Genomic DNA, 15,124 nt, shown 5'->3' with positions numbered 1-15,124 from the left:
GGTAGCCATGACGCCACACGACGACGAACTGGTCGAAGCGCTCCGTAGTTCGCTGCTGGAAGGCGATCAGCTACGCAGGCGCAACGATCAGCTCAGTGCCCAGCTGTCCGAGCCGATCGCCATCGTGGGCATGGCCTGCCGACTGCCCGGCGGCGCCGATTCGCCGGACCGGTGGTGGACGCAGTTGCTCGACGGCGCGGACAGCATCGGCGACTTCCCCGATGACCGGGGCTGGGTCGACGAACCGGACGCGCCGCCGTATCCCCATCTCGGTGGATTCCTCTATGACGCCATGGATTTCGATCCGGCGTTCTTCGGGATCTCGCCGCGTGAGGCGCTCGCGATGGACCCTCAGCAGCGGTTGCTGCTCGAGGTCGGGTGGGAGGCGATCGAGAGCGCGGGTATCGATCCGGTCAGTCTGCGTGGCAGCGAGACCGGCGTGTACGCGGGCGTGATGTACCACGATTACGCCGATCGCCTGCACACCGTGCCCGAACAGGTGGAGGGTCATCTGCGCACGGGCAGTCTGGCCAGCGTCGTGTCCGGCCGGGTCGCCTTCGCGCTCGGTCTCACGGGTCCGGCGGTGACCATAGACACGGCGTGCTCGTCGTCGTTGGTGGCGTTGCATACCGCGGCGCAGGAGTTGCGGCGCGGTGGGTGCTCGATGGCCCTGGTCGGTGGTGTCACCGTGATGTCGACGCCGAAGGTGTTCGCCGAGTTCGCGATGCAGGGCGGACTGGCCACCGACGGCCGGTGCAAGTCGTACGCCGCGGCCGCCGACGGGACCGGCTGGTCCGAGGGCGCGGCGGTCGTGCTGGTCGAAAGGCTGTCCGACGCTCGCCGTCTCGGCCACGAGGTGCTCGCGGTGTTGCGCGGCAGCGCGGTCAACCAGGACGGCGCGTCGAACGGGTTGACCGCGCCGAGCAGGGCGGCGCAGGAACGGGTGATCGGGCGGGCACTGTCGGCCGCGGGACTCACCGCCGACGACGTCGACCTCGTCGAAGGGCATGGCACGGGCACCAGGCTCGGCGATCCGATCGAGGTGCAGGCACTGCTGGCCACCTACGGGCAGGGGCGGACCCGTCCGCTGCTGCTCGGCTCGGCGAAATCGAATATCGGCCACACCCAGGCCGCCGCGGGCGTGGCCGGGGTGATCAAAGCCGTGTTGGCGATGCGTGGCGGTGTCGTCCCGCCCACGCTGCACGTCGATGACCGCACGCCGCACGCGGAGTGGGACAGCGGCGCGATCGAACTGGTCACCACGGCCAGGTCGTGGCCCGAGACCGGCAGGCCACGGCGCGCGGCGGTGTCGTCGTTCGGCATCAGCGGCACCAACGCGCACGTCATCCTCGAATCCGACACGGTCGGCGCCACAATCGGTGAACCGGTGCTCGTCGACCCGGCGGACGGCCCGCTGACACCGTGGGTCCTGTCCGGCAAGACCTCGGCGGCACTGCGCGCCAACGCCGCCCGGCTCGGCGAGGCACTCGCCGAGCACCCCGAACACGCGGCCGCCGATGTGGGTCTCAGCGCGGCGGTGAGCCGATCCCGGTTCAGCCACCGCGCCGTGATCCTGGGCCACGGCCGCGACGAGCTGGAATCCGGGCTGGCGGCGCTGGCGACGGATACCGAGTCCAGCGCGGTCCACCTCGGCTCGGCGGACTCCTCGACCCGGGTGGCGATGCTGTTCCCCGGCCAGGGCGCGCAGCGGGTCGGTATGGGTGCGACGCTCGCCGCGCGCTATCCGGTCTTCGCGTCCGCCTTCGACGAGGTGTGCGCGTACCTGGACGGCACACTGGGTCGATCCCTGCGCGAGCTCGTCATCGACGGCGCGGGCGAACCGGGGCTGCTCGACCGCACCGGTTACGCCCAGGCCGCGCTGTTCGCGACCGAGGTGGCACTGTTCCGGCTGATCGAATCATTCGGTGTGCGACCGGATTTCCTCGTCGGACACTCCATCGGCGAGGTGAGCGCGGCGTATCTGGCCGGGGTCTGGTCCCTGGCCGACGCCACCCGCCTCGTCGCGGCGCGCGGAACCCTGATGCAGTCGCTGCCCGAAGGTGGCGCCATGCTGTCGATCGCGAGCGACGAGCAGACCGTCGCGGCGCTGATCGCCCAGCGGTCCACGCAGGTCAGCATCGCCGCGGTGAACGCGCGCCGATCGGTGGTGATCTCGGGTGCCGAGGCCGCCGTCGCCGAGATCGCCGCGCACTTCGACGCGGCGTCGGTGAAACGCCTGCGGGTGAGCCACGCGTTCCATTCGCCGTTGATGGCGCCGATGCTCGACGAGTTCGCCGCCGTGTGCGCCGAGCTCACCTATCACGCGCCGAAGATTCCGGTGGTGTCCAACCGCACCGGCGAACGTGCCACCGCGGCGGAGCTGTGCTCGCCCGAATACTGGGTGGGCCATGTCAGCGACCCGGTGCGCTTCGCCGATGGGCTGAGCTGGTTGCGTGGATCCGGTCGGGTGGGCGTTTTCCTCGAGGTCGGGCCGGGTGCGGCGCTGTCGTCGCTGGTTCTCGCCGACGACGACGGTTCGTCGAACGCGGTCGTCGTGCCGTTGCTGCGCCCCGCGCAGGACGAGGAGTTGTCGGTGTACACCGCGCTGGCCCGCGCCTATACCGCCGGCGTCGCGGTGGATTGGGCCGGATTGCCCGCGCTGGCGGGCGGACGCCGGATCTCGTTGCCTACCTACGCGTTCGAGCACCAGCGCTTCTGGTTGCCGATCGAGGCCGGTGCCGGTGATGTGACCGCGTCGGGTCTGGACGCCGCGGCGCATCCGCTGCTCGGGGCGGAGATCTCGGTCGCCGACAGTGGCCGCGTCGTGCTGACCGGCGTGCTGTCGACCCGGACGCACCCGTGGCTGGCCGATCACCGGATCGACGGGCAGATCGTGGTGGCGGGCGCGGTGTTCGTCGAGTTGTTGTTGCGGGCGGCCGACAGCGTCGGCTGTGACCGCGTCGACGACCTGATCGTCGTCGCCCCGCTGACGCTGACCGGCGCCGAGGACGTGCGCGTCCAACTGATCATCGACGAACCGCAGGACGGCCGCTACCCGGTGACGGTGCACTCCGGCGCCGGTGCGGGCTGGCGGCGCCATGCCGAAGCGACCCTCAGCGCGGGCGGCGACCTCGGCGAGCGGGCCGCGACCGACACCGGCTCGGCGGCGTGGCCGCCCGAAGGCGCGGTGGCGGTCGAGACCGCCGACTTCTATCAGCGACTCGAGCGACTCGGCTATCAGTACGGACCGTCGTTCCGGGGTGTCCGTCAGCTGTGGCGCCGTGGGGACGACGTGTTCGCCACCGTCACCGCGCCCGACGACCTCGACACCACCCGGTTCCACCTGCACCCCGCGCTGCTCGACGCCGCGTTGCACGGCATGGTCGACACCGAACCCGGTGCGCCCCTGCGGTTGCCGTTCAGTTGGGAGGGCGTGCGGTTGCACGCGGTGGGCGGGTCGGTGCTGCACGTCTCCCTCACGGCGACGGCACCCGATCGTCTCCGGGTCACCGCCGACGACACCGCGGGCCGACCGGTGCTGTCGGTGGACGCCCTGCTGCTGCGCGAGTCGGCGGGATCCGACGAGCGGACCCGCTCGAGCGCGCATCCGCTCTACGCGGTGGAGTGGATTCCACTGCCCGCCGCCGTGCTGCCGAGTACGCCCGCGACGCCCGTGCCGAGCTTCGCCGACCTCGAGGGCGCGCGGAGCGCACCCGAGCACGCGGTCCTGGTCGTCGCATCACACGGCACCGACGAGCCCTCGGACGTGCGCGCCGCAACGGCGCTGGTCATGGACCAGGTCCAGCGGTTCCTCGCGACCGAACGCCTGACCGACACCACGCTGGTCGTGGTGACGCGCGGTGCGGTGGCGGTCGAGGTGACCGACACCGTCGACCTGCGCGGTGCGGCGATCTGGGGACTGTTGCGGTCGGCTCAGACCGAGAACCCGGATCGGCTGGTGCTGCTCGACCTCGGCCCGGACACCGTGCTCGATGACGCCGTCGCCGCGACCGTCGCGGCGGCCGAGCCGCAGGTGGCCTGGCGCGGGGCGAGTGCGTCGGTGCCGAGAATGATCCGTCATGACGTGATCGACATGGCCGACCCGATCCGGGATCCGCACTGGCGGTTGACGATCGGGGAGAAGGGCACGCTGACCACGATCGGTCTGAGCCGCCTCGCCGAGGATCCCGTTCCCGTGCTGGCCGCGGGGCAGGTGCGGGTGCGGATGCGGGCGGCGGGCATCAACTTCCGCGATGTGCTGATCAGCATCGGCATGTACCCGAATCCGGACGCCGTGTTGGGTGGCGAGGGCGCCGGTGTGGTCGTCGACGTGGCGCCCGACGTCACCGTCTTCGCGCCCGGCGATCGGGTGATGGGTCTGTTCGACGGTGTGGGGTCGACGGTGGTCACCGACTACCGCACGATCGTGCGGATCCCGGAGGGTTGGTCGTTCCATCAGGCCGCCTCGGTGCCGGTGGTGTACCTGACCGCGTACTACGGTCTGCTCGACCTGGCGAACTTGCGCGCGGGCCAATCCCTGCTGATCCACGCCGCGACCGGTGGCGTCGGCACCGCCGCTCGGCAATTGGCGAAGCACTGGGGTGTGCGGGTCTACGCGACCGCGAGTCCGGGCAAGCAGAACGTGCTGGTCGCGGACGGGTTGGCGCCGGAGCGGATCGCCAATTCGCGGACCCTGGACTTCGAGGAACAGTTCCGCGTCGCGACCGACGGGAACGGTGTCGACGTCGTCCTCGATTCGCTGGCGGGTGAATTCGTCGACGCGTCGCTGCGGCTGCTGCCGCGCGGCGGGCAGTTCGTCGAGATGGGCATGACCGATCGCCGCGATCCCGCCGCGATCGCCGCCGAGTACCCGGGTGTCGGCTATCACTCGTTCCTCATCACCGAGGTCGCGCCGGACCGCATCGCGCAGATGCTGGCCGAGATCGTGGCACTGTTCGACGCGGGCGCGCTCACCCCGCCGCCGGTCACCACCTGGGACGTGCGACAGGCCACGAGCGCGCTGCGGTTCGTGAGCCAGGCCCGCCAGGTCGGCAAGGTGGTACTCACCGTGCCGCCGCCGCTGGATCCCGGCCGCACGGTCATGATCACCGGCGGTGTCGGCACGATCGGCGCCGCGCTGGCACGACATGTCGTGGCCGAGTACGGAGTTCGACGGATCCTGCTGACCTCCCGGCGCGGTGCCGAGACACCCGGCGCGGCCGAACTCGTCGCCGAGCTGCGCGAAGGCGGCGCCGAAGCCGCGGTCGCCGCGTGCGATGTCGCCGATCGGGCCGCGCTGGCGGCCCTGCTCGACGGCATCGATCCCGAGCATCCGCTCGGTGCTGTCATCCACTGCGCGGGCACCGTGAGCGACGCGGCGTTCGAGAAGTTGACCATCGACGATCTGGACCGGGTGCTGCCCGCGAAGGTCGACGCCGCGTGGAACCTGTACGAGCTGACCCGTGACCTCGACCTGTCGGCGCTGGTCCTGTTCTCCTCGGCGGCGGGCGTTCTCGGCAACGCGGGCCAGGCCAACTACGCGGCGGGCAACGCCTATCTGGACGGGCTCGCGGTGCGCGCCGCCCGTTCCGCGGTGCCTGCGACGTCGTTGGCGTGGGGGCTGTGGTCCCAGAGCAGCGGCGTGAGTGGGCATCTGGCGCAGCGAGATCTGGACCGGATGGCTCGCGGTGGGTTCACGCCACTGTCCACAGCGGAGGCGTTGGGGATGTTCGACGCGGCGCTGTCGTCGGGCATGGCGGCGTCGGTGCCGTTGCGCATCGATGTCGCGGCGGCGAGGGCGTCGGCCACGGCCGGGTCGCCGTTGCCCGCGATGTTGAGTACGATCGTTCGTATGCGTCGCAGTGCGCAGTCGGCGCCGGTGCTGGAGAACACCGCGCTGCTGCTCGTGGGGCGCAGCGGCGCCGACCGGCGTCGGGTCGTGTCGGAACTCCTGGCACGACATGTGGCCACCGTGCTCGGTCGGGTGGCCGATGAAGCACTCGATCCACAACAGAGATTCGTAGACATGGGATTCGACTCGTTGACCACGGTCGAGCTCCGTAACCACCTGAAGAAATCGATGGGTGTCATGTTGTCGACCACCGTGATGTTCGACTATCCGACACCGTTTGCGCTCACCGAACACCTGTGTGGCCTGCTGGCATCCGATGCCGACCCGGTCGCGCCGCTGCTCGGCGAATTGACCGCCCTGCTCGACAGATTGGGCGGGGCCGATCCGTCGGACGCCGAACGCGATCGTGCCGTCGCCGGACTGCTCGACGCCGCGCAACGCCTGCGTGGCCCGCAACAACCCGACGTCGTCGGTGAACGGATCGATCTGGCCGACGACACCGCGATATTCGAGTTCATCGACAGCAACCCCGCGTCGGCATGATCCCGGCGCGCCGTCCACACTGAGCGAAGGAGCTTGCCTTGCCTGTTACCAGCCGTGAATGGCGTTTGATCGCCCGTCCCGCCGGAACCCCCACGCTCGCCGATGTCGAACTGGCCACGGTGACCCTGGCCGATCCCGCCCCCGGCCAGGCGCTGATCCGCAACGACTGGATGTCGGTCGACCCGTACATGCGCAGCCGGATGAACGCGGGCGACGGCTATCTACCGCCGTTCGATCTCGATGTGCCGCTGACCGGTGCCGCCGTCGGTACGGTGATCGCCTCGGCCAACGACGCGCTGCCGGTCGGCGCGGTCGTCAGCCACTTCGACGGCTGGCGCGAGTACACCCTGGCGGCCTGGGCGCAGCCGGTGGACGTGACTTCCGTTGCGCCGCAGGCGTATCTGGGCGTGCTCGGCACCACCGGGCTCACCGCCTACGTCGGTCTCACCGAGGTGGCGAAGGTGAGCGAGGGTGACGTCGTGTTCATCTCGGCGGCGGCGGGCGCTGTCGGTTCGGTGGCCGGTCAGCTGGCGCGCAAACTCGGGGCCAAGCTGGTGATCGGTTCGGCGGGCGGACCGGAGAAGACCCGAAAGCTGGTGGAGGAGTTCGGGTTCGACGCCGCGATCGACTACCGCGCCGGCGATGTGGCTGACCGGTTGGCCGCTGCCGCACCGGGCGGTATCGACGTCTACTTCGACAATGTCGGCGGCGAGCAGCTCGATGCCGCGCTCGGCGCGATCAAACCCCACGGCCGCGTGATCCTGTCCGGCTCGCTCGCCACCATCGACACCGACACCGACTCGCTGCCCCCCGGCCCGAAGAACCTGCCGTTGATCATCGGCAAGCGGGTGTCGCTGTTCAGCATGAACGCCGCCGACTACTTCGCGGTCCTGCCCGACTACCTCGCGCAGGCGAAGGGCTGGCTGGCCGACGGCTCGTTGAAGGCCGAGGAGACGGTGTTCGACGGGATCGAGAACGCGTTCGAGGCGTACTCGGCGATGATCCGCGGCGAGAACGTCGGCAAGACCGTGGTGTCGCTGTCCGAGTCGAACGCGAGCTGAGATGACCGACCCGGCGCCCGGATCGATGTCGGGGCGCACTGTCGTCATCACCGGTTCGACCAGCGGTATCGGCTATGCCGCCGCGGCGGCCCTCGGCGCCGCGGGCGCGACGGTGGTCGTGCACGGGCGTGATTCGCGACGGACAGCGGACGCGGCGCAGCAGTTGGGCGCCGCGGGCGCGGGCCGTTTCGTTCCGGTCGCCGCGGACCTCGGCTCGTTGAGCGGGGTGCGCGCGTTCGCCGAACAGGTCGGGGCGGCCGCGCCCGGCGGTGTGCACGTGTTGCTCAACAACGCGGGCGGCGGGTTCGCCGGCCGTGAGCTCTCGCCGGACGGGGTGGAGCGGTCGTTCGCCCTCAACCACATCGCCGTCGCGGCGGTGACACACCGGCTGCTCGCCGCACTGCGTGCCGGTGCCGAGTCGGCCGGGCTGCCGTCGCGGGTGATCGTGACGTCGTCGTTCATGGAGAAACGCGGCAACCCGAACCTGGACGACTGGTCCTACGAGCGGAAGTTCCGCCAGGTCGCGGCGTACTGCGACGCGAAACTGGCAGCCCTCGCCTACAGCTACGCGCTCGCGCGCCGCTGGGAGGGCTCCGGTGTCACCGTGAACGCGGCCGATCCGGGCGCGGTGGCCACCGGGTTCGGTGTGGCGGCGGGCGGAGTGTTCCGGGTGATCCAAACCGTGGGGCGCCCGTTCATGACCACTGCGCACGGCGGGGCCGCCCCGCTCGTCCGGTTGGCCGCCGATCCGGAGTCGGCACACGCCACCGGCGGTTACTACGACAGGAACGGGCTCGCCCGTTCGTCGTCGGCGTCGCGGGATCCCGAGTTCGGCGCCCGCGTCGTCGAGCGCACCGCCGGGGTTGTCGGCGTGGACTGATCTGCCGGGTGCGGAAACGAGAAACGGGGCCTGTCACCAGGCCCCGTTTCTCGTCTCCGTGGAATCCGTTCTCAGTGGGAATCTATCGTGGGCAGGTAGGCGCCCTGGTGGACGAGATGTTTCTGGACCGCGCCGACGGCGAGCGCCGCGGTGCGATCGGCGTAGACCGCGGCGGCGATGCCCGCGGCCTGTCCGGTGGCGAACGCGGTACCCATCACCCGCAGTGACGCCCCGGCGAGGCGGTCGGCGTCGACGACGCGGCCCGCGGCGAACAGGTTGACGGTGTCGATGCTCTGGAGCACGCCGAAAGGAATGTCGTAGAAGCCGTCGTCGTCGATGAACTCCCACTGCGGGAGAACCCCGGCGCCGGGGTGATATTCGATCGGCCAGGCGCCCAGGGCGATGACGTCCTCGGACCGGGCTCCGCCGCGGACCTCGTCCACCGTCAGCTGATAGGTGCCGACGACGTGGCGCGACTCCCTGGTGCCGATCTCGGGACCGGTGCTCACGATATAGGCGCGCTCCCACCCCGGGATGGCGCGCAGCGCGGTGAGATAGTCGCGCGCCTGGATCCGCGCGTGGGTCTGCGCGCGGGTCGACTGCCCCACGTCGCGGGCGTCGTATCCCTCGTCCACGACGTAGGTGATGACGTCACCCGACACCGGCAGACGCGCGACGAGTCCGCGTTCGGCCAACAGCGGAGCGCCACCGGACTTGGCGGCCCGGATGGCCGCCGACAGCGTGTCGCGGGCGATGTCGGCATCCGCCGCGATACCACCGAAGCGGACGCCGAGCGTGCCGTTCTGGACGAGTCCGTCGTTGCCGTAGCGCACCGTGGCGCCGCCGAACGTCGCCAGATCGGCCTCGCCGGTCGCATCGACGAACGCGGCCGCGCTGATCTGCCGAACACCCTGATGGTTCGCGACGCGAATCGACATGATCTGGCCCGCATCACGATCGGCGGCGACGAGCTGGCTGTCGAGATGGACCTCGACTCCCGCCTCGGCACAGATCCGGTCGAGGACCACCTTCACCGCTTCCGGATCGAAAACGACGGCGACCGAGGTGAATCGGGTCGGCGGGGTCACCGCGTCCATGGCCCGCAGGCCCGCCAACACCTCGTCGGCGATGCCGAACACCACCTGCCGCGGTGGGTCCGCCCTGGTGTAGATCCCGCAGTAGGTGAGCACATTGCGCAGCGTGGCCGCCCCGCCGAGACACGGACCACGTTCCACCAGCAGCGTTCTCGCACCCGCCCGGCCGGCGCCGACGGCGGCGGCCACCCCGGCGGATCCGCCACCGACCACGACGACGTCGTATTCGTGATCGTTCACGCCACGGTCCTGTCGTTGTCGCCGCGAGCCATCCGGATCAGTTCGGCCGCCGACATCGACGCGATCGCGGCGGTGCCCGGGTCGGCCACCTCGGCGAAGCGGTCGGGGGCGGACGGTTCGTGGCTCGCCGGTGGGTCGGCCAGCCGCAACACCGAATCGAGCAGTCCGACCTCGCGCAGTCGCTGGATCGGTATCCGGGCCAGCATCGCTCGCACGGTGTCGTCGGACAGTGCTGTGGTGGAGGGGATCTCGGCCGCGAGCCGTTCGTCGAGGTGGGCGGCCACGTCATCCGGTGTCGGATGGTCGAAGACCAGGGTGGCGGGCAGGCGCAACCCGGTCGCCGCGCCCAACCTGGTGCGCAACTCCATCCCGGTGAGCGAGTCGAAACCGAGTTCCTTGAATGAGCGATCGGTGTCGACGGTCGAGTCCGCGGCGTGGCCGAGGACGGTCGCGATGGTGTCGCGCACCAGATCACGCACGTATTCGCGGCGGCTGTCGGAATCCATCGTCGCGAATCGGGCGGACAGGGCCGCCGGATCGGCGTCGGCGGAGTCGTGTCGCCGGGTGGCGCCCGCGCCGATGTCGGTGCGCCGACGCGGGCGGATCAGGTCGCGCAACGGCGGTGGCGCACCGGCCCGATCGAGTGCGGCGGCGTCGAGTGCGACCGCGGCCAGGAAGGTCTCCTCGCGCTCGCACGCCGCGTCGAACAGGCGCAGCCCCTCGGTGTCGGACAGCGCGACGATGCCGGTGCGCGCCATACGGGCGTGATCGGTCGCGTCGAGGTGGCCGGTGATGCCGGTCCGACGGGCCCACAGCCCCCAGGCCAGTACCGTCGCGGGCAGCCCTTCGGCGCGGCGTCGACCGGCGAGGGCGTCCAGGTAGGCGTTCGCGGCGGCGTAGTTGCCCTGACCGGCCGCGCCGAGGACGCTCGCGACCGACGAGAACAGCACGAACGCGGCCGGATTCAGCTCGCGGGTCGCGTTGTGCAGGTTCCACGCTCCGTCCACCTTGGGACGCAGTACCCGCTCGAACTGTTCGGGTGTCAGCTTGTCGATCAGGCCGTCGTCGACCACACCGGCCGCGTGCACCACCGCGAGGAGGGGGTGCTCGGCCGGGATCGTCGCGATGGCCGTCGCCAGGGCGGCACTGTCGGTGACGTCGCAGGCGGCCGTGGTGACCTGTACCCCGCGGGCCGTCAGCTCGGCGGTGTCGATGGCGCCGCGGCTCAGCAGCAGCATATGCCGGACCCCGTGCTCGGCCGCGAGGTGTCGTGCCACCAGCCCGCCGAGGCCGCCGCTCGCACCGGTGATGAGCACGGTGCCCTCGGAGTTCCATACCGGCGCGCCCTGCTCGGGCTCGGCCACGCGTCGCCGCGCGGGAACCAGTCGTGGAGCGAGGAATCGGTCGGCGCGGACCGCGATCTGGGGTTCGCCGTAGGGCAGGGTGGCCGGTTCGCTGTCCAGCACGTCGACCAGGACGAACCGGCCGGGATGCTCGGTCTGCGCCGAGCGCACCAGACCCCAGACGGCGGCGCCGCCCGGATCGCCCACGCTCTCCGTACCGACGGCGACGGCGCCGCGGGTACGGATGGTCAGGACCGCGGATTCCTCCTCGACCAGCCATGATCGCAGCCGGTCCAGCGTCGCGGCCAGCGCGAGGCGGACCCCGGCCGGCGTCGGATCGGTCGCGGGCACATCGAACCAGGTCGGCGCCGCGCCGGTGATATCGGCGGCGCGGCCCTGCCCCGCGCCCGCGGTACCGGGCAGTTCCACCCAGGAGAGCCCGAACAGCGAGTCGACGGTGCCCCCGGTCGCCGCCCGTCCGGCGGCCGCCCTGAGCATGTCCGGGTCGACGGTCCGCAGCACCAGCGCGGCCGCGGTCAGTACCGGCCGATCGGCGGTGTCGAGGATTTCTACGGTCGAATGGTCGTCGACGATGCCGAGCCGGGCCCGCAGCGGTCCGGGTTCCGGCACGCGATGTAGTCGAATACCGCGCCAGGAGAAGGGAAGTCGTGTTCGCTCGGCGTCCACCGAGGCGAGCGGGTGCAGCGCGGCGTCCAGGATCGCCGGATGGACGTGGTATCCGCCGCCGTCCACCTCGGGGGCGAGCACGACATCGGCGAACAGGTCGTCGCCGCGGGTGAAGAGCGCGGTGGCGCGGAAGGCCGGACCGTAGTGGAAACCGGCCGCCGCGAGTTCCCGGTACCGCGCGTCGACGTCGATCGGCTCCGCGCCCGTGGGCGGCCGATCGCGCACCGCCGTCGGACCGGTCGCGTCGTGTGCCCGGCCGTCGGCGCCGAGGGTGGCCTCCACATGGCGCGTCCACGCCTGGGCCGCGTCGTCGCCGACGCGGGAGTGGATGGTCAGCGATCGGGTGCCGTCGGGCTCGGGCGCGCCGACCACGGCCTGCAACGACAGCGTCGCGTGCGCGGGCACGATCAGCGGCGCCACCACCGTGAGCTCGTCGACGGAGCCGAGCTCGTCCCGGCCACACCAGCTCGCGGCGAACAATGCCATGTCGACGAAGGCGGTCGCGGGCAGCAGCGCGGCGCCGTGGACGACGTGGTCGTCGATCCACGGGCAGGTATCGCGCGAGAGCGACCCGGAGAACAGCACCGCGTCGTCGGCCAGCGCCATCGCGCGGTCGAGCAACCGGTGCCCGGTCGCGGTGGCGCCGGGCAGTTCGTCGGAGTCCGCGTCGAGCCAGTACCGGCGCCGTTGGAACGCGTGCGTCGGCAGCGGCACCGGATCGGTGCCCGCGGGCTCGGGATACCAGTCGACCGGTGTTCCGGCGGCGAACACGGTCGCGAGGCCCGCGATCACCGCGTCGGTCTCGTCGCGTCGTCCGGGCAGCAGCGGCGCCGTGGTCACACCGGTCTCCCCGGCGAACGCCTCTCTGGCCAGTGCCGTCAGGGTGGTTCCCGGTCCGATCTCGAGGAACATGCGCACATCGCGCTCGGCGTGCAGGCCGGTGATCCCGTCGAAGAAACGCACCGGCCTGCGAACCTGCGCGGCCCAGTACTCGGGCGTGCACAGCACCGCCGGATCCGCGATCGCACCGGTCAGGTCGGACACCAGGGGAATCCGGGGCGGGTGGTATTCGAGACGGCGGCAGACCTCGGTGAATTCGGCCAGCATCGGATCCATCAGTGGTGAATGGAACGCGTGCGCCACCCGGAGCCGTTTCGTGCGACGTCCCAATGTCTCCAAGGTGGCGGCGATCTCGTCCACCGCCGCATCGGTGCCCGAGAGCACCACGGAGGCCGTGCCGTTGATCGCCGCCACCGACACCGCGTGTTCGCGGCCGACCAACAGCGGCGCCACCTTGTGCTCCCCGGCCGCCACCGCGAGCATCGCGCCACGGCCCGGCAGGCTGTCCATCATGCGCCCGCGCGCGAACACCAGCTGTGCCGCGTCGGCCAGGCTCCATACGCCTGCCAGATAGGCGGCGGTCAGTTCGCCGATGGAATGCCCGATCAGGAAATCGGGTCGCAGACCGAAGGATTCGGCCAACCGGTAGAGCGCCACCTCCACCGTGAACAGCGCGGCCTGGGTGTAGCCGGTGCGGTCGAGGCGCTGCGCGGCCTCGGTGCCGGGCTCGGCGAAGATCACTTCGGCCAGCCCGATGCCGTCGAAGTGCCGATCGAATTCGGCGCATATTTCGTCGAAAGCCGCCGCGTAGGTGGGACTTGTCGCATAGAGCGTGCGAGTCATGCCGTTGCGCTGGGCGCCCTGGCCGGGGAACATCACCGCGATCCGACCTTCGTGGGCGACGCCGCGCACGACACTGGGGGATTCGCCGCCGACCGCCAAGGTGTCCAGACCGGCGAGCAACTCGCCGCGGTCGCGTCCGAAGATCACGGCGCGGTGCCCGAATATCGACCGGGTGGCGGTGAGCGCGCGGCCGGTCGGGGTGGGGGCGAGGTCGGTGCGCGCGCGGACCCACTGCGCGAGCCGTCCCGCCTGGCCGGCGAGGGCCGCGTCGGATTTGGCCGACACGACCCACGTCGCCAGCGGCGAGGCTTGCTCCCGTGCGGCCGGTGTCGAATCCGGTTGTGCCGGTGCGGTTTCCGGGGCCTGCTCGACGATGACGTGGGCGTTGGTCCCGCTGATCCCGAACGACGACACCCCGCCGCGCCGTGGCCTGCCGGTCTGCGGCCACGCCCGGCTCTCGGTGATGGGCGCTACGGCGCCGTTCGCCCAGTCGACGTGCGGTGTCGGGGCGTCGACGTGCAGCGTGGCGGGCACAGTCGAGTGCCGGATCGCCATGATGGTCTTGATCACGCTCGCGACGCCCGCTGCCGCCTGGGTGTGTCCGAGGTTGGATTTCACAGATCCCAGCCACAGCGGCTCGGCGTCGCGTTCCCCGCCGAACACGTCGAGCAGGGCGCGGACCTCGATGGGATCGCCGAGGGTGGTACCGGTGCCGTGTCCGTCGAGCATGTCGATATCGCCGGGCTGTACACCCGCGGCGCTCAGCGCCTGCCGGATCACGCGCTGCTGGGCAGCCCCGTTCGGCACCGTGAGTCCGGTGGACGCGCCGTCGGAATTCACCGCGGATCCGCGCAACACCGCCCATACCCGATGACCGTTGCGGAGCGCGTCGGAGAGGCGTTCCAGGACGAGCAGGCCGACACCTTCGGAGAATCCGGTGCCGTCCGCGCCTGCCGCGTACGCCTTGCAGCGACCGTCACGGGCGAGCCCGCGCTGGCGACTGAACTCTACGAAGCTCGACGGGGTCGACATCACGGTCACCCCGCCCGCCAGTGCCAGTCCGCACTCGCCGCCGCGCAGCGCCCCGATCGCCTGGTGCATCGCCACCAGCGACGACGAGCACGCCGTATCCACTGTCACGGTGGGCCCGGTGAACCCGTAGACGTAGGACAGACGACCCGACAGCACACCGCTCGCGCTACCGGTGCCGAGCTGGGCTTCCAGTTCACCGGGCACGGTGCGCAGCCTGCTGGCGTAGTCGTGGTACATCGCGCCGACGAACACACCGGATTCGCTGCCGTGCAGCTGCGCCGGGTCGAGGCCCGCGTGTTCGAACGCTTCCCACGACACCTCGAGCAGCAGCCGTTGCTGCGGATCCATCGCCAGTGCCTCGCGTGGTGCGATGCCGAAGAAGTCGGCGTCGAAATCGAGGGCGTCGTCGAGGAATCCGCCGGTGCGGGCATAGACGGTGCCGGGATGATCGGGATCGTCGTCGAACAGCGAATCCAGTCGCCAGCCGCGGTCGTCGGGGAATTCCGACACCACATCGGCGCCGGAGTTCACCAAGTCCCACAGGTCGTCCGGCGATTGGATGCCACCGGGATAGCGGCAGCCGATGCCGACGACGGCGATCGGTTCACTGCGTGCGGCTTCCAACCGGTGCAGGTCGTCCTTGGTCCGCAGTAGTGCGCCCGCGGTGCGCCGCAGATAGTGCCGCAGCGTTGTCTCGTCGGTCATCGACA

The 15,124-nt window shown here is 70.9% G+C and carries 5 protein-coding genes; 3 read left to right on the top strand and 2 right to left on the bottom strand.

Annotated features, from left to right (window positions below; genetic code table 11):
* Nucleotides 1-7: 7 nt before the first annotated feature.
* The 3 genes from JZ792_RS24860 to JZ792_RS24850 are packed head-to-tail and all read left to right on the top strand — an operon-like array spanning nt 8 to nt 8,335.
* On the top strand, nt 8-6,394 hold the full coding sequence (locus tag JZ792_RS24860) for a type I polyketide synthase (protein WP_216913927.1): 6,387 nt from the start codon (nt 8-10) through the stop codon (nt 6,392-6,394).
* A gap of 38 nt (nt 6,395-6,432) precedes the next feature.
* The gene (locus JZ792_RS24855; protein WP_216913925.1) at nt 6,433-7,455 is read left to right on the top strand and encodes an NADP-dependent oxidoreductase; all 1,023 of its coding nucleotides are present in this window, start codon (nt 6,433-6,435) and stop codon (nt 7,453-7,455) included.
* A gap of 1 nt (nt 7,456) precedes the next feature.
* On the top strand, nt 7,457-8,335 hold the full coding sequence (locus tag JZ792_RS24850) for an SDR family NAD(P)-dependent oxidoreductase (protein WP_216913923.1): 879 nt from the start codon (nt 7,457-7,459) through the stop codon (nt 8,333-8,335).
* A 71-nt stretch (nt 8,336-8,406) separates the two neighbouring features.
* Here the strand turns inward: JZ792_RS24850 and JZ792_RS24845 are convergent, their stop codons facing one another.
* The gene (locus JZ792_RS24845) at nt 8,407-9,669 is read right to left on the bottom strand and encodes an FAD-dependent oxidoreductase (RefSeq protein WP_216913921.1); all 1,263 of its coding nucleotides are present in this window, start codon (nt 9,667-9,669) and stop codon (nt 8,407-8,409) included.
* Nucleotides 9,666-15,119 (bottom strand): type I polyketide synthase, encoded by a 5,454-nt coding sequence (locus JZ792_RS24840; RefSeq protein ID WP_216913920.1) that lies wholly within the window; start codon nt 15,117-15,119, stop codon nt 9,666-9,668. The genes JZ792_RS24845 and JZ792_RS24840 overlap by 4 nt, the downstream gene beginning before the upstream one ends.
* Nucleotides 15,120-15,124 lie beyond the last annotated feature (5 nt).

It is taken from the genome of Nocardia noduli (genome assembly GCF_019038455.1).
Taxonomy (GTDB): Bacteria; Actinomycetota; Actinomycetes; order Mycobacteriales; family Mycobacteriaceae; genus Nocardia; species Nocardia noduli.
The sequence above is the reverse complement of the archived record's forward strand: the minus strand, read 5'-3'. Positions and strand labels throughout refer to the sequence as shown.